A 25,691-nucleotide genomic window follows, 5' to 3' on the forward strand; every position below is an offset into this window, starting at 1 on the left:
TAACCTCACGCGCCCCGATTGATTCTCAAAAAGTTGAATACCTCACAAAAACTCGGGGGTAAAAAAGCAGCACACCCACTAAATGGGCAGTCCATACCCATGACTATCCCTGGCCACCGGCTTGCAATCGAGTAATCATCGGATGATTCAGCCAGAAGGTGGAAAATAATTAGCCTCGATCGCATCGTCGTGCTTTAATGGGTACATCATTTTGGTTAGGCTTAGTTAACAAAAAGTTGTACTACGTTCTAGCTTAAGGCTTCGGCTGGAATGTAGACCTGATCACAAATCGGCTGCACCGGCGACGGCAAAAAGATGAATAGACGCCTGACACTGTCATTTTTCTTTGCACACCGTACTTTTGATTCCCTTAATCCCCTTAATCAGCATTCCTTTAATCAGCGAAAAGAACTCCACAGCTATGCATTCCCCATCACAACATCTCTGTGTCACCGGAGCAGCCGGAGGAATAGGACGTGCCGTCATCGCGCATGCCACTGCTCGCTACCGGGCGATCACCGCCATCGACCAAGACACCGTGGATATCCGCGATGAAGCACGGGTACGTCAGGTCGTTGCCCGCGCCGAAAATCAACACGGCCCAATCGATGCACTCATCCACGTTGCTGGCGTCATGCAGCCCGATCGCTGCTTAGAAGAAGACCATAGCTTCTTTGGCAACCAGAATTTTGAGGTCAATATAGGAGGCACCATCGCTGTAGTCTCACCCATAGCCCAGGCCATGTGCGCCCGGCGGCGCGGAAGCATTGTTGTGGTTTCCTCTAATGCCGCAACGACTCCACGCATCGGGATGGCCAGCTACGGGGCGTCAAAGGCAGCCGTGACAGCCTGGACTCGCACCTTAGGGCTCGAATGCGCTCGCTACGATGTCCGCTGCAATATCGTCTCCCCAGGGTCTACACTCACGCCCATGCTCACCGGTATGTGGCCAGATGGCGTTGATGCAAGCGAGCGCGTCATTGCCGGCACCGCTAGTGAGTATCGCCTCGGAATTCCGCTGCAGAAACTCGCCCAACCTGATGATATTGCCCATGCGTGCCTCTTCCTCGTCTCCCCTGAATCAGCTCATATCACGATGCACGATCTGCGTATCGACGGGGGCGCAACTCTCGACAGCTAGGCTCTACCGGTATCTTGCGATTGGACACTTTAATGGCTATCCCCCAGATTTCTCCTTACGGTCTGCCCCAACCGCCAGCTGTGCGCGCCGCAGGTTGGCAACTCAATGTGTATCGAGCGGCCTTGCTGATTCACGATATGCAAAATTATTTTATCCGCGCCTATCACCCTGATCAGGAGCCCATCCGCACCGTCATAGCCAATATCGCAGCCCTCGCCGATCGAGCTCGATCCCTTGACATCCCCGTCTTTTATTCGGCGCAACCCCCTCGGCAACACCCCCACCAGCGGGGTCTTCTTAACGAGGTGTGGGGAGTTGGAATGCAGACCGCTCATGATGCGGAGATCATCGCCCCCTTGGCGCCAGAAGCAGGAGATCATGTGATTGAAAAATGGCGCTACTCGGCTTTCGAACGGACCTGCCTAGCTGGAGCACTCTCGTACAGTGGGCGCGATCAACTCATCATTACTGGAGTCTACGGGCATATGGGATGCCAAGTCAGTGCCGGCGATGCCTTTATGAAAGATATTCAGCCGTTCCTTATCAGTGACGCCATAGCTGACTTCACCCGCGACGAGCATGAACAAGCACTATTATGGGTGGCCAAGCGGTGCGGCGTTGTTCTTCCTACCCGCCACGTGTTCAAACAATTAGATCCTGCGGGAGGAGAATAATATGCGCAGCTTTATTTTTATTTCACCAGAAGAAAACCTCAGCGCCCACGGGATTGCTCAGAAATTCTCCACCGTGCACGATGGAATTGACTACCTCAATAATGGCGGAGAAATTGTTCTAGGAGCTCTTTCCTTCCACCCTGATCGCACACCCTATCTTTTTGCTCCGGACAGTTTTCAGTTCTCTTCTACCACCCCTACCCTTACTGAGCAGGAATCACTCACCGTCGTATCCGTGACAGATTCTCCTAGCCCTAGCCAGCACTATGAATCAATCAACCGCGCTATTGGTGATATTAAAGCAGGGAAGGTTGACAAGATTGTGCTCTCCCGCGCGCAGCGTTACCACCTCCTTCACGAACCGCACCCCGAGGCCATCCTGGCGCGATATATGCACAGTGCCGGCACCGGCTACGGCTATCTCAGCGCAGTAGGCAACGGCGAGTACTTCGTAGGACCCAGCCCAGAAATTCTCCTCCTCAAGCGCGGTAAAAGTTTCATCTCCTTGCCCTTGGCTGGCACTGCCCCGCGCAGTGAGGACTCTACAATCGATAACCAGCGTGCGGAGTTATTAAAAAACTCGCATAAGGATCATATTGAGCACGCCTATGTTACCGAAGGGCTCCGAGAGATTCTCGCTCCGCTAAGCCGCACGTTGGATATTCCACGCCACCCTTCACTCATTCGCACCACGCATACGTGGCATTTGGGGACCCGTATTCAGGGAGAACTAAAAGAAAATATGACTGCCCTTGAATTGGCCTCTCTATTACACCCCACGGCAGCAGTCAACGGTTACCCAAAAAACCGAGCTCTTGAGATACTCAAAGAGCGTGAACCGGATCGCGGCTTTTATGCTGGCACGGTGGGGTGGTCGGACCGCCATGGCAACGGTGAGTGGCGGGTGGCTATCCGGAGCGCGCTCATTGGTGGACGTGATGTCACCGCGTACGCTGGGGGCGGAATTGTAGCCGATTCGGTAGCTGCGGAGGAACTGGCAGAAACCTCCACGAAGTTGGGGCCGATCCGCGCGGTTCTCAATCTTGGTCCAGAAGTGGTGCATCCCGTGCCCCAAGGACCGCCTCATCAGAGCTCCGAGAAGGACTCGATATGATGACCTATACCCCCTACCCACCAGAGCGCGCCGCGTATTACCTCAGTAGGGGATATTGGACATCCGATACCTTCGCTGATTTCTTTGCGCACCAAGCGCAAAAATATCCACACCACACTGCACTCGTAGCCCAGGACAGTGGAGGAGACATACACCGCTCCAGCTATCTGGACCTCAACACACATATCGAAGCTACCGCCGCCTTTTTCGCCGAAAGTGGAATAAACAACGGCGATTTCGTGGTCGTGCAGCTTCCTAATATCTACGAATTTGCCGTCACTATTGGCGCCCTCTTCCACCTCGGGGCACTGCCAGTATTCGCCCTACCGGCACACCGTGGCCACGAATTACGGCATTTTATTAGTCAGAGCAAAGCTACAGCACTGGTGTGCGCCGCCGAATTTCAAGGATTTAATCACGCGGCACTCGCGGATTCTTTGCGCGAAGAATTTCCTACGCTCACCGTTATCATCGCTAGCCCACATGAGGACCACAGCGACAACCTCTACCTTCACTCCGGCGTGTGGCTCAGTGGTGCTACCTACCCGCGCCACGCTGTCGATGCCTTAGATCTTGCCTTCTTGCAGGTTTCCGGAGGAACCACCGGAACCCCTAAGCTCATCCCTAGGACCCACGCCGACTATCTCTATTCGGTGCGTGAATCCGCTCTCATATGCAGCCTCGACGAGCACACCCGCTTCCTTGTCATTTTGCCGGTGTCCCATAATTTTACGATGAGCTCCCCCGGGGTCTTAGGGGTTTGGCTCAAGGGTGGCACTGTCGTCTTTTGCACCGATCCCTCTCCCTCCACGGCCTTTAAGATTATCGCTCATGAGGCTATTACCATGACCTCATTGGTACCTCCCTTGGCACTCGCATGGCTTGCTGTTCATGCCAACACCAAACCCGATCTCTCTTCGCTGGAGATTCTCCAAGTAGGTGGGGCTAAATTCTCTAGCGCTGCAGCCAGCCGCATCGGCCCAGAGCTCGGGTGTCAGTTGCAACAGGTCTTCGGGATGGCCGAAGGTTTGGTGAACTATACCAGATATGATGATCCACCTGAGCTGGTCACCACAACTCAAGGCCGTCCCATCTCCGCTGATGATGAGATCAGGATCATTGATGATTCTGGCCAACCGGTAGCCCCAGGTGAACCCGGTATTTTGCTAACCCTCGGCCCGTATACCATCAATAGTTATTTCAACGGCGCGGACCCAGATTCCTTTAGCCCAGACGGCTTCTATATCACTGGCGATATTGTCCGCCAACTCCCCACAGGCCACCTGATCGTTGAGGGTCGTTCCAAAGATCAGATTAACCGCGGAGGCGAGAAAATCTCCGCCGAGGACATCGAAAACCACCTCATCACCCACCCCCTGATCCGCGACGCCGCCCTCGTGGGCGTGGCAGATGACATGCACGGGGAGAAAACCTGTGCTTTTATCGTGCGCGAAGTACTCACCACTGACACCGAGCTCAGCACTAGTGGTCCTAGTGGTCCTAGTAGGCCTAGTGGTCTCAGTGCTGCAGAACTACGGCAGTATCTACGCAACCGTGGTGTAGCGAGCTATAAAATTCCCGATTTCTTCGAATTCGCCCAGGAATTTCCACACACCGGGGTGGGCAAAACCAGCCGCAAAGAATTACGCGCTTTAGTACTCAAATATATCCAAAGCACTTCGGAGTCCACACCATCATCAGAGTAAGGAGCACACCAATGAAACTGACCGAGACACAATTAAAAGATGAACTCGCCACAGTTTTAGGCATTTCCCCTGAGATCATCACTGCCGACGCTTTAATGGTTGATCTCGGTCTTGATTCCATGGGGCTCATTATGTTGGTAGAGAAATGGCGAGCCGATGGCTACGAGGTGGAATTCAACGACCTGATTGCTGCCCCCACCTTTGGTCAGTGGCTCGACATTCTCAGCACCTAAAACCACAGGACATATAACCATCGTGCTGCCACTACTAGGCAGCCAAAAAGCTGGGAGTTATCAGTGTTTTATCGCGATGCAGAGATCATCGATGCCTGTGCGACAATGAACAACCCTGCGCACTTTTTATCCCAGCTTCTCACCCAGGGAACCCCACTACATCACCCCACCGGGATCGAGATGACTTTCCTTGTGGATCTCTGCGAGCTTGACCCCGCCTACGGGGTCTCTCCACCAGATGACGTTCATGTATGGATTAATCGCCTGACCGATAAGACACGCCACGCTCACGGGTTGATGCGCCAGGTCCCAGGAACATCCGTGTGGGTCCGCACCTTGACAATTCCCCCAACTGTGCGCGCTTCCTATTGCTTCCGCATCAATGCTGGCCACTATCGCCCTCCAGGGCACAATAATTATCCTCACTTCTTCGACCCCCACGCCCGATTCGGTCATCTCATTTCTGAAGGGAGAAAAGGGCTCTCGCTCATCCGCGGGCGGTCGGCTCCCCCACACCCTATATGGGATGCACTCACGCACCCACACCCGGCGCGCTTCGATTGCTCACCCGAGGGTATCTACTCCTATTTTCCGGCAATCCCTTGTGCTGATTTGCCCCTGCTGATTCTGCTCGACGCCGATATATGGTTTCAGCGTCTCCACCTTGAGGTGGCGCTCGATCAGGCCATCGCGCACGGCATGATTCCTCCGGTTGCTGTTATCGGCCTTGGTTTTTCCTCGCCCGATAAGCGTCGCCAGATGCTCACTGTAAATCCCGAGACTTCGCATTATATTGCTTCCCAATTACCTCTTATGGCCCAGCAATTGGCTAAGACCCGCGGCCATCGCCTCAGCAGCGCCAAGCCTCTCATTGCAGGTCAGAGCCTTGGGGCTTTTCAGGCGCTGTATATAGCTCTTAATTGTGCTGATCTTTTCGGGGCGGTTATTGCGCAGTCACCGTCGCTGTGGTGGCACCCAGGGCCGGAAGCCAGCCCGCGCGATCTAAATAACCAGGTGCTTCCATGGCTGGTCACCGAACTCTATGAGCTGAGCATTCCACAGCGCCTACCCCACTTCTATATCTCCACAGGACTGCGGGAGGATCAACTCCTACCGCATGTTATGTCATTAATAACAGCCCTCGATGACCTAGATTGGCCCCATTCATTTTCTCTTATCGACGGCGGCCATGACCTCGCGTGGTGGCGGGAGACGCTTTTCGACGATCTAAGCGCCGCCCTCAGCGAGTACCCACGCGCCCACCTCGATCCTCGCGCTTTTTCGACTACCTATCCCCGATAAGGACTCATCATGCATTCCCCCACTACCTACATCGCTCTGAGTCCCACGCAGCAATCTATGTGGTTCGCCCATATGCTTGACCCCACCAGCGCGCAGTACCAAACCGCGGAGCTCATTATTTTCGACGGCGAGGTAGATATCGATCTCCTCCGCACGGCCATCACGCAGTGTATTCAATCGGTGGAGGTTATCAATGCTCATTACGATAGTCCGCACCGCGCCGTGCTCCAGCCGAATCCGTGCCAGGTGACCGTGGTAGAGGCGCCCGTTGATTACCCTAGAAAGTTCGCCCGCACCATCATGCTTACCCGGCTTAATGGCGATCTCGTGGGAGAAACACTCACTGCTCACTGGCTGTTTAGGGATCAAGATCATAGGGTGTACTGGCTGGCTCGCTTTCACCATATCTGCTGTGATGGTTTCTTTGTCAATGCTCTTATCCGCTGGATAGCGGATACCTACACCGCCTTCGTCAATCACGCGCACTTACCGTCGTCACCCTTTATTCCTCCTGACTATGTGGCAGCAGAATTCACCCTTGAACCGCCTACTCCGAGTGCGGCGACACGCGATTATTGGAGTGCGACTCCGCTGGTCACCCCACCCCCTTTGCTGGAACCGGCGGGAGATGAACTCATGGTCAGCGCTAGGGCCACTGTAGCTGCTTCGGCGCGCCGATCATTTATGGCTTTAGCGCGCGAGTATCACGCCCAGGAGCTGGAGTTATTATTGGCGAGCTTGGCTCATTATTGCGGTGTGCTCTCAGGCGTCACCGAGCGCATTAGTATCGGGGTCCCCATGATGAACCGCCCCCTAGGACAGGCGCTGGTAAGCCAGGGCCCCTTAGTCAATGTTCTAGGCCTCGACGTTGATCTTCATATCCCGCAGCCTGGAATCGATATCAACGAGGTATCTAAGGCGCTGAGTCTCCTCCGCGCCCATAGTGATATCAGCGCGGCCCAATTGCGAGTGCTTAAAGGGATCTCGGATCCCTATGAGCGTTTTATTGGGCCGCATCTAAATTTCCGGCCCTTTAGCCCGAGGTTTCAATTTGCAACGATCCAAGCACTCCTGGAGACCATTGCCGTGGGGCCGATTAATGATTGCGAATTCATCATTCAGTCCACACCATTAGCGGAATTAGAAATAATTGTCTTGGGTCGCGGCTCCAATAACGCGCACCTTGTTCGCGACCACGCCCAGCGCTTCGCTGAGTTTATCAGCACACTAGATATCTCGGGTGGCCCCCTCTTTGCGGGAAAATCTGTAGCTACGGCGCATGAACGTAGCTCCATTGCTCATCATCAAGGGGATCGCCGAGCCATCGAGTACCAGACCCTCGGAGAGATGATCACCGCTGCCCGCAAGCGATATGGTCAGCTGGATAAACTTCTTGGTACCTTTGACCTCGGTGGGGAAGATCTGCGTTGGCTTAGTGCTCCCGAGGTATGGGCGAGAGTTGATAGGCGATGCGCGGCTCTGCGCAGCTACGGTCTCCAGCCCGGGCATATCGTCGTCCTGCATATAGAACGCGGAATGGAATTCCTTCTTACTGTCGCGGCTCTTGCTCTCATGGGAGTGACGTGGTGCCCAGTAGACCCCACCCTGCCGCTAGCGCGACGCACCTATATGATCGACGCCAGCGGAGCGGACGTGGTAATGTCTGCCACTTCGCTCGATCACCCGATCCCTACTATAAGGGTCACCGATTCCACCTGCTCAGCTCCTACGTCCCCTATCCGATCCCCCCATGCGCATCCACAGTGCGCCTATATCCTTTTTACTTCCGGATCCACTGGCGCCCCGAAGGCGGTAGCAAATTCTCAGGCAGGTATTGTCAATCGACTCAGCTGGATGTGCGAGTATTACCAGATAACACCTGAGGATATTGTGCTGCATAAAACACCCAGTTCTTTCGATGTGTCAGTATGGGAGTATCTCTTAGCTTTTACTCACGGGATCCCAACTGCGATTGCGACGCCACTAGCTCATAAGAATCCAGCCGTCATTGCCTCCCATCTCACTCTGGCGCACGCCACGATTTGTCATTTTGTGCCTGCCGCCCTCACATCCTTTTTAAGTTTCACTCAACACCCCTCGAAAAGAGACCAGTGGGACGCAGCTCGCTTTAATCTGCGCGCCCTTATCTGCTCAGGTGAGGCATTGGAGGCAAGCCTGGCATCTCGCGCTCAGGATTTCTTTGATGCTGATATTCATAATCTTTATGGACCCGCCGAGGCGGCGATTGATGTCACCGCCCATACCTTTACACCGACCGATCATCTGGTCCCCATTGGGGCACCGGTATGGAATACCGATATCCATATTGTTGACCCCTATTTCGCGCCCCTGCCACCAGGCTTTAGCGGCACTGTACTGATTGGTGGCATACAGGTGGGATTGGGATATATAGGGCGCGAAGATCTCACCGCGCAGCACTTTATTACCCTCCCCCACCTGGGCCCCACCACGCTCTATAACACCGGTGACACGGCTTATTGGTTGAATGGGGAGCTGATCTATACGGGGCGAGCAGATAGCCAGGTGAAAATTCGCGGCCAGCGTGTGGAGCTCGCGGAGATCGAGAATACCCTATCGAAGCTCCCCGAGGTGCTCGCCGTGGCGGTCGTTATTGACCACAGCCATGGGGACCCCAAAATTGTGGCTTATTATATTCCCGCTGATCGAGAAGTTCCCGAATTACTCGATCGCCATGCGCGCTCCTTCCTCGCGGAATATATGGTGCCCTCGTTCTATATAGCGCTTGACGCTTTCCCCATGACTCCCAATGGCAAACTAGATACCCAGGCCCTACCAGCCCCCATCCTTGAGCACACAGGTGGCGCAATAATTTCACTCGATCCCACGGAACAGGCAGTCCACAAGGCTTTTGAAGAGGTTCTGGGGCAGCGTGTCAACGATGCTGATCAGAGTTTCTTTTCCCTAGGCGGTCATTCGCTTAGTGCGGTGGACTTAGCGCTGAAATTTCCGCAACTTAGTGTGGCAGATATATTTGCCCACCCCACGATTTCCGGCCTGGCTAAATGTCTGAACTATTCAACAGATGCTGGAGGTTTCGATCCGGTTATTACTCTGCGTCCGCATCACGGTGGGGCAGCTATTTTCTGCTTCGCTCCAGCAGGTGGACTCACCTGGTCCTATTCCCCCCTGGCGCACCTCCTGGAAGAGTACGATCGGCACTCAGGTAGCGGCATTTTTGGGATGCAATCTCTGGGTATTCTCGATACTGCGCACCGAGCAACCAGCATTCAGGCACAAGCGCGAGCTTCACTAGATAAAATTCGAGAGCTGTGGCAGATCCATCATTTTAGCTCTGTCGTGCTTGTCGGCTGGTCGGTGGGTGGCGTTGTGGCTCATGAAGTGGCCTGCCAACTTCAGCACAGCTGGGACGGTGTCGCTATCAGCGGACTCTATCTCCTTGATGCCTACCCTCCTCAGGTATGGCAATCTGTGCCGATCCCCTCTGAGGAGGAGTTATGGGCAGGAGTTCTCGCCATGGCAGGGCTCAAGCGCGCCGATGATACTCCCCTGAGCGCAGCTGAGATCATCGCGGCCATGAGGGATTCCCATGGAGTTTTTTCCCAGTTGCGTGACCACGAAATTGATGGCATTAGGACAATGGTAGCGCACAATGCATCGTTGATGCGTGAGCACACTGCAGGCTTTTACTCTGGGCAAGCGGTGCACTATACCGCGGGGCTAGATCGAGCAACCCGGTTACCGGAGATTACGGTGAGCGCTTGGGATCATCTGATTGAGCACCTGGAGTGCGTTGAGTATCCCGTCAATCATCCAGGGATGGTGGGAGTAGAGGTTCTAAATGACCTGGCTCAGCGGATTTCGCATTAAAAAAAGACCCTGTGAAGATATTTTCTTCACAAGGTCTTTCAACCACACAGATTTAGCGTGCCTTCTCGACGATTTCTACGAGACGGAAGTGCTTATCTTTTGAAAGTGGACGGGTCTCTTCGATGCGAACCAGATCGCCAATGCCGGCAATCTCATTCTCGTCGTGAGCCTTTACTTTCGAGTTGGTACGGATGGTCTTGCCGTAAAGAGCGTGCTGGTGACGGTCTTCGAGCTCAACCACGATAGTCTTCTGCATCTTGTCAGAGACGACATAACCGGTGCGTACTTTGCGTGCGCCCTTTTCCTTCTTGTTCACTTTTGCCTCACTCATAATTAAGCCTCAGCTCCTGGAACTACAGACAGGCCAAGTTCGCGCTCGCGAATGACAGTGTAGATACGAGCAATATCGGTCTTCACTGCACGCAGGCGGCGGTTATTGGTCAACTGACCGGTTGCGGCCTGGAAGCGCAGGTTGAACAGCTCTTCCTTAGCCTCAGAGAGGCGGGTTGCTAGCTCCTCGGCGTTCAGCTCGCGAAGCTCGTGTGCGGGGGTACCGTTAGCCATTAGAACTGGTCCTCCTTCTTAACAATACGAACCTTGCAAGGAAGCTTCTGGCCTGCACGACGCAGCGCCTCAAGAGCGGTTTCCTCATTTGGGTAGCTCATCTCGAAGAGAATGCGACCCGGCTTGACGTTTGCAATCCACTTTTCCACAGGGCCCTTACCGGAACCCATACGAACACCGAGTGGCTTCTGGGTCAGTGGACGGTCTGGGAAGATATTGATCCAAACCTTGCCACCACGTTTGACGTGGCGGTTAATTGCAATACGTGCAGACTCGATCTGACGGTTGGTGATATAGGCGGGCTCGAGAGCCTGGATTGCGTAATCACCGAAAACAATGCGGTTACCGCCCTTAGAAACGCCACTACGGTGTGGACGGTGCTGGCGGCGGTATTTCACGCGCTTTGGAATAAGCATAGGTCTTAGCCCTCCTGCTTCTGCTCAGCGCGCTGACGACGCTGGCCACCGCGACGCGGACGCGCGTTGCGGTCACCGCGGCCACGGCGCTCTGCTGGTGCGTTGATTTCACTCTCGCGACGGCCGCCGACAACGTCACCCTTGTAGATCCACACCTTGACGCCAATGCGTCCGAAGGTGGTGTGAGCCTCGTAGGTGCCGTAATCGATTTCGGCGCGGAGGGTATGTAGTGGAACGCGACCTTCGTGGTAGCGCTCGGTCCTAGACATTTCGGCACCGCCGAGACGACCAGAACATACAACCTTGATGCCCTTGACGTGAGGCTGACGCATAGCGCCTTGGATTGCCTTACGCATAGCACGGCGGAATGCCACACGGTTGGTGAGCTGTTCGGCTACCGACTGTGCAACCAGCTGTGCATTGGCGTCAACGTTCTTGACCTCGAGGATATTGAGGGCAACCTGCTTACGGGTGAGCTTCTCGAGCTCGCCGCGCAGACGGTCAGCCTCGGAACCACGGCGACCGATCACAATACCCGGGCGGGCGGTGTGGATGTCGATGCGGACGCGGTCGCGGGTGCGCTCGATAACAATATCGGCGATACCAGCGCGGTCGAGGGTTTTGGTGAGGAACTCGCGGATCTTGATATCTTCTGCGAGGTACTCTGCGTAATTCTTATCGGCGTACCAGTGGGACTTCCAGTCGGAAGTGATACCCAATCGGAGACCGTGTGGATGGATCTTCTGTCCCACGTTTATGCACCTGCCTTTTGGCTCTCGACAACCACGGTGATGTGGCTGGTGCGCTTGCGGATCGCGAAAGCACGACCCTGGGCGCGAGGCTGGAAACGACGCATGGTGGGGCCCTCGTCAGCATAGGCTTCAGAGATGACCAAGGTGCGTGGATCCAAGCCGAAGTTATTCTCAGCGTTGGCCGCTGCGGAATGAATCACTTTAGCTAGTGGCTCAGAAGCATGCTGGGGAGCGTACTTCAAGATAGCCAGAGCTTCTTCGACTGACTTGCCGCGTACGAGATCGATAACACGACGAGCCTTCATAGGGGTTACGCGGACGAAGCGGGCGGTCGCGCGTGCGGAATTGATTTCGCTCATCGCTTATCGACGTCCCTTCTTCTTATCGTCTTTAATATGACCCTTGAAGGTCTTGGTTGGTGCGAATTCACCCAGTTTGTGGCCGACCATGGAGTCGTCTACGAATACTGGAACATGCTTACGACCGTCGTGAACGGCGAAGGTGTGTCCAATGAAATCTGGGAGAATGGTGGAACGGCGGGACCAGGTCTTGATGACCTGCTTCGTACCCTTTTCGTTTTGAGCGTCTACCTTCGCGAGGAGGTGCTCATCGACGAACGGGCCTTTCTTTAGGCTACGTGGCATCTTTCCTTACCTCCTCTTAGCGCTTCTTGCTCTTATTAGACCGGCGACGCTGCACGATCATATTGTTGCTGTACCGGTTCGGGTTGCGGGTACGGCCTTCCTTCTTGCCCCATGGGGACACTGGGTGACGACCACCAGAAGTCTTACCTTCACCACCACCGTGTGGGTGGTCGACCGGGTTCATAACGACACCACGGACGGTTGGGCGAACGCCCTTCCAACGCATACGGCCAGCCTTGCCCCAGCGCACGTTGATTTGATCAGCATTGCCAACCTCACCAACGGTAGCGCGGCAACGGATGTCGACGCGGCGGATTTCGGAAGATGGCATACGCAGTACAGCGTATTTACCAGCCTTACCGAGCAACTGGATGGATGCACCAGCAGAACGGGCGAGCTTGGCGCCGGCGCCAGGCTTGAGTTCTACGCAGTGGATAACGGTACCAGCTGGGATATTACGCAGTGGCAGGTTGTTACCAACCTTGATATCAGCATTGGCGCCAGCTTCGAGCATCTGCCCCTGCTTGAGGCCCTTAGGAGCCACGATATAGCGCTTCTCGCCGTCTACGTAGTGCAGCAGGGCGATATTAGCGGTACGGTTCGGGTCGTACTCGATATGAGCGACCTTAGCGGGGATACCATCTTTGTCATTGCGACGGAAGTCGATGAGACGGTACTGGCGCTTATGTCCACCACCCTTGTGGCGAACAGTGATGTGGCCGTGTACATTACGGCCACCCTTCTTGGGAAGTGGGCGAACCAGGGACTTTTCCGGGGTCGAGCGAGTGATCTCCTCGAACATGGAAACGGAGCTCTGGCGGCGACCCGGGGTTGTCGGCTTGTATTTACGAATAGCCATAGTTTTTCCTTACCTCGACTCTCTTAAGCGCTCTGGCCGAAGATGTCGATTGTGTCGCTGCCCTCACGGAGCGTCACGTAGGCGCGCTTGGTGGCTTTGCGGGAACCAAAACCGGAGCGAGTGCGCTTGCGCTTGCCCTCTCGATTAATGGTATTCACGGAAGCTACCTGAACGCCGAAGATCTGCTCGACGGCAATCTTGATTTCGGTCTTATTAGCGGTCTTAGCGACGTAGAAAACATAAGTGTTTTCTTCCATCAGACCATAAGACTTCTCGGATACAACCGGTGCGAGGATAATATCGCGGGGATTTGCGATCTTAGCCATTAGTTCTCCTCCTTAACCGCACCCTGGGTGCGGGTGATGAAGGTATTGAGAGCCTCGACGGAGAATACTAGATCATCAGACTTGAGCACATCATAGGTGTTCAGCTGATCAGCGAATAGCACCTGGACATGCTCTAAGTTGCGAGCACTCTTTTGGGCAGTAATATCCTCACGGCCGACGACGAACAATACGTTGCGACGATCGGTGAGACGCTCGAAGAACGTCTTTGCGGACTTGGTTGAAGGGGTTTGACCAGGAACGAGCTCTTCCACCACGTGGATGCGTGCGTTGCGTGCACGATCCGACAGGGCGCCGAAGAGAGCGGCCTTGATCATTTTCTTCGGGGTGCGCTGCGCATAATCGCGTGGCTTAGGGCCGTGCGAAATGCCACCACCGGCGAAGTGAGGTGCGCGGATCGAGCCCTGACGAGCACGACCGGTTCCCTTTTGACGGAAAGGCTTACGCCCACCGCCACGGACTTCACCGCGAGTTTTGGTGGAGTGGGTACCCTGGCGCTTAGCAGCGAGCTGAGCGTTGACTACCTGGTGCAGCAGCGCGATTGAGACTTCACGATCGAAGATCTCTGCTGGCAACTCAACGGTGCCATTGGTGGCACCTTGAGCGGTGTGGACGTCCAATGTTAAATGGCTCATGCGTGTGCACCGCCCTTCACTGCGGTCTTAACGGTCACGATGCCTCCACGGTTGCCCGGGATTGCACCCTTGATCAGGATGAGGTTAGCATCGGCGTCAATCTTCTGAACCTTGAGGTTCTGGGTTGTGACGCGGTCGGAACCCATGCGGCCAGCCATGCGCTTGCCCTTGAAGATGCGGCCTGGGGTAGCGCAAGCACCAATACCACCGACACGGCGGTGAGCTGCTTGGTTACCGTGAGATGCACCCTGTCCGGCAAAGCCGTGGCGTTTCATGCCGCCGGCGAAGCCTTTGCCCTTGGAGGTACCGGTAACGTCGACGAAGGTGGTGCCTTCGAAGATATCAGCGGTGACTTCCTGGCCGACTTCGTAACCAGATACATCATCCATGCGGATTTCGGCTACGTGACGGCGCGGGGTAACTCCGGCCTTGTTGAAGTGGCCGGTGCCTGGCTTGTTTACTTTGCGTGGGTCGATATCGCCAAAGGCGATCTGGATGGCGCTATAGCCATCGATTTCGGGGGTACGAATCTGGGTTACAACGCATGGCCCAGCTTCAACGACGGTCACCGGTACTACGCGGTTCTCTTCGTCGAAGATCTGGGTCATACCGAGCTTGCGGCCCAGAATGCCCTTGATCTCAGTTTCACTCATTATTTATTCTCCGGATGCCAAGAAAGTCGTCGATTACACAATATTCACATCGACGCTGGCCGGAAGATCGATGCGCATGAGCGCGTCGACCGTCTTCGGCGTCGGGTCGAGGATGTCGATGAGGCGCTTGTGAGTGCGCATCTCGAAGTGCTCGCGAGAGTCCTTGTACTTATGGGGAGAACGGATAACGGCATATACGTTCTTTTCGGTTGGCAATGGCACTGGGCCTACCACTCGTGCACCCGTACGGGTGACGGTCTCGACAATTTTGCGTGCAGACGCGTCAATTGCTTCGTGGTCGTAGGCTTTTAGCCGAATGCGGATCTTTTGTCCCGCCACGCTTTCCTCTTCCTCGCTTGTCCCACTTCCACAATGGATTGGTGGGAATCGCTTCATCTTATTCTCTATAACGTTGTCCAGGAGTTCTTGGGATACCTGGGCGCAACGCCAGTTTCTTACTTGATTGTCTATTCCAGACTTGCTAGGAAAATGTCGAACATGTCGATGTGGCTACAAAGCTCACAAACTTTGGCCTTTTCACTAGCCCTCGGGGTACAAGACCCAAGAAGTCAAGCCGGAAGGGATCGGGCGCTAGGTTTTCACCTAGGTGATCACTTACGTACTGCCGCTGTTTATTTGCCATGCATCCACGTCACTTATCCTGGCCTTCAAATAGAACTCGCGTGAGCTCATTCTCCTTGAAGAAACCTCCTAGATGCTTCAGTAATAACAAGGCCGCTAACCCTCGTAAGGAGGATCCGTACCTCTTAAATACTAAAGTCACCTTAAGTGAAGGTGTCATGTTTGCTTTGCCAGCCTCACTGAAACCGCTTGAGGGCGATACCAGTGCACCTGTCAAAGCAACCTGATCATTAAAACATGTATGAAGGAAAGTTGCAAGCTAGATTGCCAATTTGTTTCAGCGCTTAACACACCACCTTTATCACTTCATATCCCCCTTGAATGCCGATCGGCTCCCTAACGTAGCTGCGGCGGCGGAGATTCTATATAACACCGGATGACAGGTCGCGCAATCTACCGCGCAACCTACGAGGTGGAAAATTGTACGAATGGCACAGAAGCCCCCCTCGTGGGTCTATATGCTCGCCAAGAGGGGGGGATTCGGCTACTCTCGTTTTGCTCCTAGGGTAGACCTTTAAGAGTGTAGATCACGCGGGGTGCGGCCATTCTTATAGGCTTCAAGCCTAGAGTCGTCGCATTCTAGTTGGGTACGCGGCCATTTCAAGAGAGTGGCTCCGGCCTCGTAGGTGCTCTGTAAGAAGGCAAGGACTGCAGCGCGAGGATCGGCCGACTGGCGAACTACCTCATAGGGAAGCAGGAATTGCTGGAATTCCTCACTATAATAAGCGCCTTCGGGGGCGATAGCTGCGCGCTCGAATCCTTCGGGCACGGGGTAGGCGTAGGCATAGAATGCTCCCTCATCTCCCCCACCCGGCCAGAAGCCGCAGCTGGATAGTTCGTGCGAATAACCTTCAACCATGACCCAGTCGCCACAGTTGGGCGCGCCGCCCGGGTGGCGGGGGGCGAGTTCTCCACTAAAGCGCGTGCATGCAAGATCAAAGGAACCAAAGAAGAAGTGAACGGGACTGACCTTGCCAATATAGTCGGCACGGAATTCACCGATGAGATTATTCGCCTGCACAAGTTGGTGGAAAAATGCCTCGATTGCGCTCTTATCGTAGGCAGCGTCGGTCTCATTTGTGCGGAAGTCAGGTGCGGGGTCTACTTCGGTTGGGATAGGTCGAATATCGAATGGGACCTCGATCGCCTCCATTGCCTCTGCCACGAGACGGTAGAACGCGGCCACGCTCATGGATTGCAAGGCAAAATGTGCCCGCTTTCCATTTGAGCGACGGAAGTGGATCTCATGGGCGAGAAAGTCGAACTCTATATCAAAGGATCCGTCTTCAAAGGGGATCGCGGATGTACTTAGACCCGCTGGGGTGACATAGAGCGCCACTTGCCACCAGTGATTGACGAGGGGTGCGTAGGCCATGCGGATCTTGCCGATGATTTGTGTCCACATATGAACAGTCGTGCGGGTTTCTTCCCAATCGGCAACTTTGAGCGCAGGCCAGCCGGAGTGGAGAGAGTGGGTCATGATTTAAGCTACTTTCGCGTACGTGATGGATAGGAAAGTTGATAAGTCAACTACTTATAGTTTAAGCCACCCCACACCTCGGCGCCAGCCGCTGCACCGGGGCTTTTAGCACTATGCTCTCGATCACATACACACATCGCCAAAGGATGATGAGAAGTCACTAAGAAGTACCTCCTATGAGATCCAATGAATAAAATTGGATCATCATCACCCGCAGCTCCGCCCTAGACCTCACTACCTAGCCCCGGAAGGATGCTCATCAACCCGATACCACAAAACAACTGGGAGAAGACTTGATTTATCCAGTTCAAGACTAAGAAAACCGGTATTTTTGGCCCCTAAACCTAGCTTCAATAGGGAGAAAATCCAGCAGCAATAATCCTCACATCACCGCTGTGGGGGTAGTGGACGGATCGAATATTATCGAAATTTTTTTAGCTTCTGCGAGCTGTAATTATTAAAAGTCCGCGTAGAGCCGTAAATTATAAGCACAACAATTCCAATAATTTCGCAGGCTCCGTATTCACAATGCCGGAGTAGATGTGGGATACTGTCGTTTTACGCACCAACGCCGGTTTTAAGCCTCCTGGAGAACTTTAAAGCCCTGTGACTTTCGCACGTGATGGAGAAAACCATTGTTCAAATATCTACTGAGGAAAGCAGCTAGCTGGACGCTCATCGTCTTTCTGGCAACAAATATTACTTTCTTCCTAGCGTCGGCCTTCCTCGACCCTCGCTCGAATTATATTGGGCGGAGGCCACCGTTAACCCCCGAGCAGATTGACACACTCCTTGTGCCCTATAATCTCAGCCCCACCATCCCCTTGTGGCAGCGGTGGTGGAATTGGTTAAGCGATATCCTGCTCCACTGGAACTGGGGCTATTCTCCAACTGGATCCCTCGTTAATGATGAAATTAGTTTCCGCATCTGGGTATCCGCTCAACTGATGCTCGTCGCTACCCTCATAACCATCGTCCTTGGAGTGTCGGTGGGCGTGTACACAGCGTCTAGGCAATACCAGCGAGGTGACCGAATCTGGCAGGCTATCTCAATCGTGGCCATGAATGTCCACGTCGTCGTCGCATCGATTATCGTTGTAGCCGCAGCGATTAAGATCAACGACCTAGTAGGAGCTCGTATCCTCTATGTCACCGGGGCCTCGAACCCCAGCGTGGAGGGATTCTTTCCCAAGCTCGTCGATTATGCCCAGCACCTCATTCTGCCAACAATCGCTCTCGTAATTATTGGCTATGCTGGCTACCACTTCATGCAGCGCTCCCTGCTACTCGACAATATTAACGCCGACTATGTACGCACAGCCCGAGCTAAAGGGCTGACAAAGGGACAGGCTATTCGCCGGCACGCATTGCGCACCTCCATCATCCCGGTCGCCACCTCGGTTGCCTTCGCTGTTCCCGGCATCTTTACGGGCGCGGTACTGACTGAAAAAATCTTCGCATGGAACGGCATGGGCGTGTATTTTGTGGAAACCATATCGAAAAATGACGTCCACGGTGCCGTGGCCGTTGCCGCCTTCGGGGCTGCACTCACCGGCGTCTCCGCAATTTTGGCCGATCTAGTCGTCGTTGCCCTCGATCCTCGAGTACGAGTGAGTTAATACCATGAACGATAATAATCAACGCCCCACAGGCGATATCGACGAGGCCACCTCAACGGTGATGCCGCCAGCAAACCTCCACGTCGGTGCAACTGTGCCCCATGGCTCAGAGATTCGTTCCGATGAGAACGAATCCCAACCTAACCTTCCCGAGACACCGGAACTCGTCCGCGGCACCTCCCGTCTCACACTCTACGCACGCCGCTTCATGCGCAATAAGGGTGCGGTCATCGGCTCGGTCATTTTTGGGCTCCTCGCTCTCTTCGCAGCCTTTGGTGGCCTGCTCACCCCGTGGTCGTTTACAGAACCTGATTTCCTTAACCTGTCAAGCGCTCCATCGTCCGAGCACTGGTTTGGCACCACCGACGGTGGCCAAGACCTTTTTGCACAGGCCGCCCATGGTCTGGGACGCTCTCTCATTATCGGCGTGAGTGTTGCACTGTCGACCACCATAATCTCCGCCATCGTTGGTGCCGGAGCGGCCCTTCTCGGCGGCTGGGTAGAAAAGATCATTCTAGCGATTATTCACTTCCTCCTCGCGGTTCCCAGCTTCCTCATTTTGGCGCTGCTGGTTTCTGACTCCGGCGGCGACTGGAAGGTGCTCATCTTCGTCATGATTCTCCTCGGCTGGATGTACTCGGCTCGTGTGATTTGGTCACTATCCATCTCCGTGCGTGAAAACGACTTTGTTCGGGCTGCTCGCTATATGGGCGTATCCAAGTCACGAATTATCGTCCGCCATATGCTCCCCAATATCAGCTCGCTGTTAGTTATCCAATTTGTTCTCGGCACGGTATCGACAGTTATGGGCGAGACTGGGTTGTCCTTCCTCGGCTTAGGTGTCAAACTCCCCGATGTGTCTTTGGGAACCTTATTATCAGGCGGCACCGCCACTGTTCTCACTGCTCCGTGGCAGTTTTATATCCCAGCCACGATCTTGACCCTACTGACGGTCTCGTTAGCGCTTATTGCTGACGGATTGCGCGATGCCATCGATCCCAACTCAAAGTCCGGAGGAAACGCATGAGTTCGCCTAGCTCGTATTCCCTCGAAGGCACAACTGCCTTAAATACCCCAATACTCTCAGTCCGCGACCTTAATGTCTCTTTCCCGTCCGAAGCCGGTGTTGTCAATGCTGTGCGCGGTGTGTCTTTTGACCTCTTTCCTGGTCAAACTCTAGGAATTGTGGGCGAGTCCGGATCGGGGAAGTCGGTCACCTCACTGTCTGTTATGGGTCTCCTTCCGGATTATGCCAAGATTGCAGGCTCGGTTCGTTTCGCCGGTGAAGAACTAATTGGCAAAACCGACAGTGAAATGTCACGGATTCGCGGTAACGGCATCGGTATGATCTTCCAGGATCCGCTCTCGGCACTGACCCCCGTCTTTGATATTGGCACCCAGCTTGTAGAAGCGTTGCAAGCGCACCAAAGGATTTCCAAAGCCGATGCACTCAAGCGGGCCATAGAGTTATTAGATCTTGTCGGTATTAAAGAGCCGCACAAACGGGTGAGGTCCTTCCCCCACGAATTTTCTGGTGGTATGCGCCAGCGCGTGGTCATCGCCCTTGCGATTGCAAATAATCCTCGTGTGCTCATTGCGGATGAGCCCACCACCGCGCTCGATGTCACCATCCAAGCGCAAATCCTCGATGTCATTAAACTCGCCCAACGCGAGACTGGTGCCGCCACTATCATGATCACCCATGATATGGGTGTGGTGGCCGAAACCGCCGATGACGTCCTCGTGATGTACGCGGGGCGGCCTGTGGAAAAAGGTAATGTCTTTGAGGTCTTTGCCCAACCGCGGATGCCCTATACCGTCGGCCTCCTCGGATCAACCCCCCGCCCTGATATTTCCTCAGACGAACCCTTAACACCTATCGTGGGCAATCCCCCCGTGCTCGTGGGACTGCGCGATCGCTGCCAATTCGCCCCCCGATGCCCAGTGGTACAACCACGCTGCCACGAAGAAGAGCCCTCCCTCAATCTCGTGCCAGGAACCCAGGCTCATCAATCGGCTTGCCTTCGCTCTCAAGAGATCCTCGATGGCAGGATCGATGGTGATCGCATGTACCAACTACCCCCACTGAGCCCGGATATTCTTGCTGAAATCCCACGCGACGAACGTCCAGTTACGCTCAGTGTCAAGGATCTTCGCAAGGAATTCCCGCTGACTAAAGGTGCTCTCATTAAGCGCAAAGTTGGCACCGTGAAGGCGGTCGACGGATTGACCTTTGATATTCACCAGGGTGAGTGCATGGCTATTGTTGGTGAATCTGGTTGCGGTAAAACCACAACTCTCCTTGAGATCATGGATCTTGATCCAGCCCACGGCCACGTGATTCTCAATGGTATTGATGCATCATCGATGACACGCACCCAGCGTCGAGAAGCGCGAAAGCAAATCCAGATTGTCTTCCAAGATCCCATGAGTTCGCTCAACCCCCGGTTGACGGTAAAGGAAGTTATCGCTGAACCGTTATATGCGCTCGGCTTCGACGGCGATATTGATCGCCGAGTCCAAGAACTCATGACTTTGGTCGGCCTGGATACCTCCCAAATTGATCGCTTCCCCGGGCATTTCTCTGGCGGTCAACGCCAGCGTATCGGCCTCGCTCGAGCCTTGGCGACCAATCCCAGTGTTATCGTTCTCGATGAACCGGTATCTGCCCTCGACGTTTCGATCCAAGCGGGTGTAATTAACCTTCTTGAAGACCTCAAACGCAAGCTCGGTTTATCGTATCTTTTCGTAGCCCACGATCTCTCTGTCGTGCGCCATCTTTCCGATAGGGTCGCAGTGATGTACAAAGGCCGCTTCGTGGAAGAGGGTGAGGTGGATGATATCTTCGATCATCCGCAACACGAGTACACCAAGCAACTGCTCGAGGCGATCCCCATCCCCGATCCAACGGTTGCGCGTCGATAAAGACTTTGCCCCTGTGGTGTCAGGATTATAAAGTATCAGCAATATACATGAGTACTAAGATCCTGGCACCACCTCTATAGTTTGCTTAGAGAGCGAAAAGGTTTCTGCACGAGGTTGCGGTCGATTGATCCGTCGTATCGCAGTCTCGTGCAGAGATTTTCTTCATCATGAGAAAGGCTCTGGACTCACGGGCATGATAACCCGGTGCCCTCTTGACGTCCGCTTATACCCACCCTCACACGATCAATGAAGGAGATTTTTTCCTTATGAAGAAGAATATCCGCATTGCAACGATGGCTGCGCTATCTGTTGCTGCTCTGACCCTAGGTGCGTGCGCCGACGGTGCCACCACGGGCACTGGCTCCCAATCAGCCTCCGGCCAAGGCTCAGCCGAGTTCGAGATCAAGGCTGCTGGCGATTATAACCCGCTCGAGCGCGATCAGATCAAGGATGGCGGCGAGCTGGTCTTGCCTATCTCAGAAATTCCCGAGCAACTCAATCGTTTCCACGGTAATAGCTCGGCTGATACAACCAGGATCTGGCGCTATTTCAACCCACAGATCGCCCTCTTCGACGGTGATGGCACCTGGCACGCCAATCCCGCCTACCTCACTGATGTCAAGGACGATATCGTAGATGGGAATTTGGTACTCACCTGGGATATTCACCCTGATGCAACCTTCAACGACGGTACCCCCATTGACTGGACCGCCTTTGAGAACACCTGGAAGATGAATAACGGCTCTAACCCTCAGGTGGTTCCTAGCGGCACCGATGGCTATGAGCGCATTTCCGCTGTCACCCGGGGTGACGATGATAAGCAAGTAATCATCACCTTCGATGGCACCTACCCGTGGTGGCAGGGCTTGTTTAACTCGATCCTGCACCCAAAGGTTAACGATCCCGCGACTTTCAATGAGAGCTATATCAACACTCTGCATCCTGAATGGGGTGCCGGTCCATTCATCGTGGACAGCTTCGACCCGAACGCCAATACCGTAACCTTCGTTCGCAATGATAAGTGGTGGGGCGAGACCGCCAAACTTGAGAAGCTGACGCTGCGCGCCATGGAGAATCTGGCAACGATCAATGCCTTCAAAGCTGGCGAGATCGATGCCGCCGGCGTGAGCAGCAAAGACAACCTTGCCACCGCTCGCGGGCTGGGTGATGCTATTGATATTCGTTCCTCGGTACTTACCTCCAATGCTTTGATGATGCTCAACGCCCAGGCACCACAACTGGGCGATATTAAAGTTCGCGAGGCTATTGTGAAGGGCATCGACCGCGCACTAATCTCAGAGATCCGTTTCAATGGTCTGGACTATACTGAGGAACTGCCAGGCTCACTGACCTATTTCACCTTCCAGCCAGGCTACGAAGATAACTTTAGTTCTGTAGGGGCTTTCGACCCAGAAAAGTCTCAAGCGTTGCTCGACGAAGCTGGGTGGGTTGCTGGTAGCGATGGGATCCGCGAGAAGGATGGCCAAAAGTTCAGCATCCGCTACACCATGCTGGGCGACTCCGCAATTGATAAGGCATTTGCCTCTGCTTTGCAGAAGATGATGAAGGATATTGGTGTGGATCTTTCCATCCAAGAGCGCCCATCATCTGATTTCTCCAAGATCATGGCCGCCAAGGACTTCGATCTCTTCTTCCTTAGCTTTAGGTCTTCTGATCCTTTTGGAGCCGCGTACTTCGGTCAGCTCTATAATACCGACTCCGAGCTGAATATCTCGGGCACGGGTTCTGCTGAACTCGATGCCAAGATTGACAAGCTCCAAAAGCTACCCACCGCTGAGGAGCAAATTAAGGAAGCGAATAAACTAGAAGAGGAAGCTTTTGCTACCTACGGTGTTGTCCCTATGTACAACGGACCTCAAATGGTTGGCGTAAAGAAGGGTTTGGCTAACTTCGGCGCCACCGCTTTCGCTGATCTTCCGGTAGAGAATATCGGCTGGGCTAAGTAATAAGATTCTTTTTTAGTATTCTCCTGTCGGCATAATGCCGGCAGGAGAATTTCTCTATTTAGGGGTAGAGATACTCCACACCAGCCACCCCTTTGAGAAGATCGGGATCTACGGGAATACCGACCTTGAAAACTGTAAGGTCCCCGGTTGGTTCTAGAATCATCAGCTGCACCATAGAGAGTGTCGGTATACCTGCTCTGCGTAGTGCAGAGCGAATATCAGAGGGGGATACATGAGTTTTGCGTAGCTGATCGTCGATCATCTCTCCGTTGGCGACGATGACCTGGGGGTGGCTATTGATGACTCGCTTGATATACCGACCGTCGCGGATCATCCCAAAAATGGATTCCATGACCATAAGCGTGCCGAGTCCCACTATTCCCGCCATTAAAGTGGGCGGGTGACCGATAACTGCACGTCCTGCCACCGCTCCAAACATGACAATAACAACGGCATCGAAGGTGTGCATCTTGGAGAGCACCCGGGCTCCAAAAATCCGAACCAATACGATAAAGCCGAGGTAGGTAAAAATCCCCGAAAGAATCACCACGGGGATACGCCAGGGATCGATCGTTAACTGCTCGTACATATAGAGCCTTAATTGGTCCATAAAAACTCAGCTTAGCAGCCTTTGGTATAAGCGCTTGATCAGTTTCATCAAGCCCGTTATGGGCCTGGAAGACATCACCAGCAATCTGAAATCTTAGCCTGGGAGGTTCAGCATTTCTGAGCGTTATAATCTCGCAGAAGTAAATGCCTGTAGGAATGCCAAAAACCGCCCCATCCCCTAAGCGGAGATAAGGCGGTGATTAGTGCGCACCTTTTAGGGTGCGGTGATCATTACTTGATGATCTTGGTAACGCGGCCGGCGCCAACGGTACGGGAGCCCTCGCGAATAGCGAAGCGCAGGCCCTCGTCCATAGCAACAGGCTGGATCAGGGTGACGGACATGTCGACGTTGTCGCCAGGCATAACCATCTCGGTGCCCTCAGGAAGCTTCACAACACCGGTCACGTCGGTGGTGCGGAAGTAGAACTGTGGACGGTAGTTGTCGAAGAATGGGGTGTGGCGGCCGCCTTCGTCCTTGGAGAGAACGTAGACAGAGCCCTCGAACTCGGTGTGAGGAGTATAAGCGCCTGGCTTTACAACAACCTGGCCGCGCTCAACGTCTTCGCGCTTGATGCCGCGGAGAAGAAGACCGCAGTTGTCGCCAGCTTCGGTGTAGTCAAGGAGCTTACGGAACATCTCGATACCGGTAACGGTGGTGGAGGTGCTCTTCTCGCGGATACCGATGATCTCAACATCCTCGTTAACCTTGAGCTGACCGCGCTCGACACGACCGGTGACCACGGTGCCACGGCCGGTAATGGTGAAGATATCCTCGATAGGCATGAGGAATGGCTTGTCGGTCTCGCGCTCTGGGTCTGGGATGGACTCGTCGCAGGCGTTCATGAGCTCAACGATGGACTCGGTCCACTTAGCGTCGCCCTCGAGAGCCTTCAAAGCGGAGATGTGAACGATAGGAGCTTCCTCATCGTAATCCTGCTCAGCGAGAAGTTCGCGAACTTCCATCTCCACGAGCTCGATAATTTCCTCATCATCGACCATATCGCACTTGTTAAGAGCAACGAGGATATAAGGAACGCCAACCTGGCGAGCAAGAAGAACGTGCTCACGGGTCTGAGGCATGGGGCCGTCAGTTGCAGCTACAACGAGGATAGCGCCGTCCATCTGGGCAGCACCGGTGATCATATTCTTGATGTAGTCGGCGTGACCTGGAGCGTCAACGTGAGCGTAGTGGCGCTTCTCGGTCTGGTACTCAACGTGGGAAATGTTGATGGTAATGCCGCGCTCTTTTTCCTCAGGTGCCTTATCAATGGCATCGAAGGCGAAAGCCTGGTTCAGATCTGGGTAAGTATCAGCCAGAACCTTGGTGATAGCAGCGGTAGTAGTGGTCTTACCGTGGTCAACGTGACCAATGGTACCAATATTTACGTGGGGTTTAGTGCGCTCAAACTTGGCCTTTGCCACAGTGTGTCCTCCTGGACTTTTCGTGGTGGCCACGAACCTCGCAGCCACAAAAATTGATGGTGCTGATCCTTCTCACCTCGGGGATGATCTGGCGCTCAGCGATTACTTATGCCAGTTACA

At 54.2% G+C, this 25,691-nt stretch carries 25 protein-coding genes; 11 read left to right on the forward strand and 14 right to left on the reverse strand.

All coding sequences use genetic code 11. The features are described 5' to 3' along the window. Positions 1-421: 421 nt before the first annotated feature. The 7 genes from N7326_RS03500 to N7326_RS03530 all read left to right on the forward strand — a co-directional run bounded on the left by N7326_RS03500 (position 422) and on the right by N7326_RS03530 (position 10,040). Positions 422-1,141 carry an SDR family oxidoreductase gene (locus tag N7326_RS03500; RefSeq protein ID WP_259077383.1) on the forward strand — a complete coding sequence of 240 codons (720 nt, stop codon included), beginning with the start codon at positions 422-424 and terminating at the stop codon, positions 1,139-1,141. A gap of 32 nt (positions 1,142-1,173) precedes the next feature. After that, complete coding sequence (locus N7326_RS03505; protein ID WP_263088160.1) at positions 1,174-1,815, forward strand: isochorismatase family protein; 642 nt, start codon at positions 1,174-1,176, stop codon at positions 1,813-1,815. Between the two features lies 1 nt (position 1,816). Beyond that, positions 1,817-2,929 (forward strand): isochorismate synthase, encoded by a 1,113-nt coding sequence (locus N7326_RS03510; protein WP_263088161.1) that lies wholly within the window; start codon positions 1,817-1,819, stop codon positions 2,927-2,929. After that, complete coding sequence (locus N7326_RS03515) at positions 2,926-4,635, forward strand: (2,3-dihydroxybenzoyl)adenylate synthase (RefSeq protein ID WP_263088162.1); 1,710 nt, start codon at positions 2,926-2,928, stop codon at positions 4,633-4,635. Before N7326_RS03510 ends, N7326_RS03515 begins: the two co-directional genes overlap by 4 nt. Before the next feature lie 11 nt (positions 4,636-4,646). After that, positions 4,647-4,868 carry a phosphopantetheine-binding protein gene (locus N7326_RS03520; RefSeq protein WP_259077398.1) on the forward strand — a complete coding sequence of 74 codons (222 nt, stop codon included), beginning with the start codon at positions 4,647-4,649 and terminating at the stop codon, positions 4,866-4,868. A 63-nt stretch (positions 4,869-4,931) separates the two neighbouring features. Beyond that, entirely contained in the window at positions 4,932-6,170 is a 1,239-nt protein-coding gene (locus N7326_RS03525) for an alpha/beta hydrolase-fold protein (protein ID WP_259157985.1), read from the forward strand. Positions 6,171-6,179: 9 nt separating this feature from the next. Beyond that, the gene (locus tag N7326_RS03530) at positions 6,180-10,040 is read left to right on the forward strand and encodes an AMP-binding protein (RefSeq protein WP_263088163.1); all 3,861 of its coding nucleotides are present in this window, start codon (positions 6,180-6,182) and stop codon (positions 10,038-10,040) included. A gap of 52 nt (positions 10,041-10,092) precedes the next feature. Here the strand turns inward: N7326_RS03530 and rpsQ are convergent, their stop codons facing one another. The 12 genes from rpsQ to N7326_RS03590 form a co-directional block, all read right to left on the reverse strand. Further along, complete coding sequence (rpsQ, locus tag N7326_RS03535) at positions 10,093-10,371, reverse strand: 30S ribosomal protein S17 (RefSeq protein WP_259077418.1); 279 nt, start codon at positions 10,369-10,371, stop codon at positions 10,093-10,095. A 2-nt stretch (positions 10,372-10,373) separates the two neighbouring features. Beyond that, positions 10,374-10,604: a 50S ribosomal protein L29 gene (rpmC, locus tag N7326_RS03540; protein WP_259077419.1), complete on the reverse strand. Its 231-nt coding sequence runs from the start codon at positions 10,602-10,604 to the stop codon at positions 10,374-10,376. Further along, positions 10,604-11,020, reverse strand: coding sequence for a 50S ribosomal protein L16 (gene rplP, locus N7326_RS03545; protein ID WP_259077427.1), 417 nt, complete (start codon positions 11,018-11,020; stop codon positions 10,604-10,606). The genes rpmC and rplP overlap by 1 nt, the downstream gene beginning before the upstream one ends. 5 nt (positions 11,021-11,025) lie before the next feature. Continuing rightward, positions 11,026-11,772, reverse strand: a complete 747-nt coding sequence (rpsC, locus tag N7326_RS03550) for a 30S ribosomal protein S3 (RefSeq protein WP_259077429.1) — start codon at positions 11,770-11,772, stop codon at positions 11,026-11,028. Positions 11,773-11,774: 2 nt separating this feature from the next. Then, positions 11,775-12,131, reverse strand: coding sequence for a 50S ribosomal protein L22 (gene rplV, locus N7326_RS03555; RefSeq protein ID WP_259077431.1), 357 nt, complete (start codon positions 12,129-12,131; stop codon positions 11,775-11,777). A gap of 3 nt (positions 12,132-12,134) precedes the next feature. Beyond that, a complete protein-coding gene (gene rpsS, locus N7326_RS03560) occupies positions 12,135-12,416 on the reverse strand; it encodes a 30S ribosomal protein S19 (RefSeq protein WP_207118735.1) in 282 nt (93 codons plus the stop codon). Positions 12,417-12,432: 16 nt separating this feature from the next. Next, complete coding sequence (rplB, locus tag N7326_RS03565) at positions 12,433-13,275, reverse strand: 50S ribosomal protein L2 (protein ID WP_259077437.1); 843 nt, start codon at positions 13,273-13,275, stop codon at positions 12,433-12,435. 23 nt (positions 13,276-13,298) lie between these two features. After that, positions 13,299-13,601, reverse strand: coding sequence for a 50S ribosomal protein L23 (gene rplW / locus N7326_RS03570; RefSeq protein WP_259077439.1), 303 nt, complete (start codon positions 13,599-13,601; stop codon positions 13,299-13,301). Further along, positions 13,601-14,254, reverse strand: a complete 654-nt coding sequence (gene rplD / locus N7326_RS03575) for a 50S ribosomal protein L4 (RefSeq protein WP_259077441.1) — start codon at positions 14,252-14,254, stop codon at positions 13,601-13,603. The genes rplW and rplD overlap by 1 nt, the downstream gene beginning before the upstream one ends. Further along, the gene (gene rplC, locus N7326_RS03580; RefSeq protein WP_259077442.1) at positions 14,251-14,907 is read right to left on the reverse strand and encodes a 50S ribosomal protein L3; all 657 of its coding nucleotides are present in this window, start codon (positions 14,905-14,907) and stop codon (positions 14,251-14,253) included. The genes rplD and rplC overlap by 4 nt, the downstream gene beginning before the upstream one ends. A 33-nt stretch (positions 14,908-14,940) precedes the next feature. After that, on the reverse strand, positions 14,941-15,246 hold the full coding sequence (gene rpsJ / locus N7326_RS03585) for a 30S ribosomal protein S10 (RefSeq protein WP_259077445.1): 306 nt from the start codon (positions 15,244-15,246) through the stop codon (positions 14,941-14,943). A gap of 817 nt (positions 15,247-16,063) precedes the next feature. Further along, positions 16,064-17,029, reverse strand: coding sequence for a DUF5996 family protein (locus tag N7326_RS03590; protein ID WP_263088165.1), 966 nt, complete (start codon positions 17,027-17,029; stop codon positions 16,064-16,066). Between the two features lie 635 nt (positions 17,030-17,664). On the opposite strand from N7326_RS03590, the gene N7326_RS03595 reads away from it, so the two are divergent. The 4 genes from N7326_RS03595 to N7326_RS03610 all read left to right on the forward strand — a co-directional run bounded on the left by N7326_RS03595 (position 17,665) and on the right by N7326_RS03610 (position 23,540). Further along, positions 17,665-18,648 carry an ABC transporter permease gene (locus N7326_RS03595; protein WP_259077448.1) on the forward strand — a complete coding sequence of 328 codons (984 nt, stop codon included), beginning with the start codon at positions 17,665-17,667 and terminating at the stop codon, positions 18,646-18,648. Between the two features lie 4 nt (positions 18,649-18,652). Next, positions 18,653-19,675 carry an ABC transporter permease gene (locus N7326_RS03600; RefSeq protein WP_263088166.1) on the forward strand — a complete coding sequence of 341 codons (1,023 nt, stop codon included), beginning with the start codon at positions 18,653-18,655 and terminating at the stop codon, positions 19,673-19,675. Continuing rightward, positions 19,672-21,573, forward strand: coding sequence for a dipeptide ABC transporter ATP-binding protein (locus N7326_RS03605; RefSeq protein WP_259077454.1), 1,902 nt, complete (start codon positions 19,672-19,674; stop codon positions 21,571-21,573). The genes N7326_RS03600 and N7326_RS03605 overlap by 4 nt, the downstream gene beginning before the upstream one ends. 266 nt (positions 21,574-21,839) lie before the next feature. Further along, positions 21,840-23,540 (forward strand): ABC transporter family substrate-binding protein, encoded by a 1,701-nt coding sequence (locus tag N7326_RS03610; RefSeq protein WP_259077457.1) that lies wholly within the window; start codon positions 21,840-21,842, stop codon positions 23,538-23,540. Positions 23,541-23,598: 58 nt separating this feature from the next. On the opposite strand, the gene N7326_RS03615 is transcribed toward N7326_RS03610, so the two are convergent. After that, a complete protein-coding gene (locus N7326_RS03615; RefSeq protein WP_259077460.1) occupies positions 23,599-24,150 on the reverse strand; it encodes a DUF421 domain-containing protein in 552 nt (183 codons plus the stop codon). Positions 24,151-24,380: 230 nt separating this feature from the next. After that, entirely contained in the window at positions 24,381-25,571 is a 1,191-nt protein-coding gene (tuf, locus tag N7326_RS03620; RefSeq protein ID WP_259077461.1) for an elongation factor Tu, read from the reverse strand. Between the last annotated feature and the right edge of the window lie 120 nt (positions 25,572-25,691).

It is taken from the genome of Corynebacterium sp. ES2794-CONJ1 (assembly GCF_025660615.1).
Taxonomy (GTDB): Bacteria; Actinomycetota; Actinomycetes; order Mycobacteriales; family Mycobacteriaceae; genus Corynebacterium.

Coding starts and splice junctions, on each gene's coding strand:
- rplC (WP_259077442.1), bottom strand. CDS start 14,907: ATGAGTGAAACTGAGATCAAGGGCATTCTGGGCCGCAAGCTCGGTATG.
- N7326_RS03600 (WP_263088166.1), top strand. CDS start 18,653: ATGAACGATAATAATCAACGCCCCACAGGCGATATCGACGAGGCCACC.
- N7326_RS03610 (WP_259077457.1), top strand. CDS start 21,840: ATGAAGAAGAATATCCGCATTGCAACGATGGCTGCGCTATCTGTTGCT.
- N7326_RS03505 (WP_263088160.1), top strand. CDS start 1,174: ATGGCTATCCCCCAGATTTCTCCTTACGGTCTGCCCCAACCGCCAGCT.
- N7326_RS03530 (WP_263088163.1), top strand. CDS start 6,180: ATGCATTCCCCCACTACCTACATCGCTCTGAGTCCCACGCAGCAATCT.
- rplP (WP_259077427.1), bottom strand. CDS start 11,020: ATGCTTATTCCAAAGCGCGTGAAATACCGCCGCCAGCACCGTCCACAC.
- rpmC (WP_259077419.1), bottom strand. CDS start 10,604: ATGGCTAACGGTACCCCCGCACACGAGCTTCGCGAGCTGAACGCCGAG.
- N7326_RS03605 (WP_259077454.1), top strand. CDS start 19,672: ATGAGTTCGCCTAGCTCGTATTCCCTCGAAGGCACAACTGCCTTAAAT.
- N7326_RS03510 (WP_263088161.1), top strand. CDS start 1,817: ATGCGCAGCTTTATTTTTATTTCACCAGAAGAAAACCTCAGCGCCCAC.
- N7326_RS03590 (WP_263088165.1), bottom strand. CDS start 17,029: ATGACCCACTCTCTCCACTCCGGCTGGCCTGCGCTCAAAGTTGCCGAT.
- rplW (WP_259077439.1), bottom strand. CDS start 13,601: ATGGCTAAGATCGCAAATCCCCGCGATATTATCCTCGCACCGGTTGTA.
- N7326_RS03520 (WP_259077398.1), top strand. CDS start 4,647: ATGAAACTGACCGAGACACAATTAAAAGATGAACTCGCCACAGTTTTA.
- rpsS (WP_207118735.1), bottom strand. CDS start 12,416: ATGCCACGTAGCCTAAAGAAAGGCCCGTTCGTCGATGAGCACCTCCTC.
- rplD (WP_259077441.1), bottom strand. CDS start 14,254: ATGAGCCATTTAACATTGGACGTCCACACCGCTCAAGGTGCCACCAAT.
- rplV (WP_259077431.1), bottom strand. CDS start 12,131: ATGAGCGAAATCAATTCCGCACGCGCGACCGCCCGCTTCGTCCGCGTA.
- N7326_RS03500 (WP_259077383.1), top strand. CDS start 422: ATGCATTCCCCATCACAACATCTCTGTGTCACCGGAGCAGCCGGAGGA.
- rplB (WP_259077437.1), bottom strand. CDS start 13,275: ATGGCTATTCGTAAATACAAGCCGACAACCCCGGGTCGCCGCCAGAGC.
- rpsQ (WP_259077418.1), bottom strand. CDS start 10,371: ATGAGTGAGGCAAAAGTGAACAAGAAGGAAAAGGGCGCACGCAAAGTA.
- N7326_RS03615 (WP_259077460.1), bottom strand. CDS start 24,150: ATGGACCAATTAAGGCTCTATATGTACGAGCAGTTAACGATCGATCCC.
- N7326_RS03515 (WP_263088162.1), top strand. CDS start 2,926: ATGATGACCTATACCCCCTACCCACCAGAGCGCGCCGCGTATTACCTC.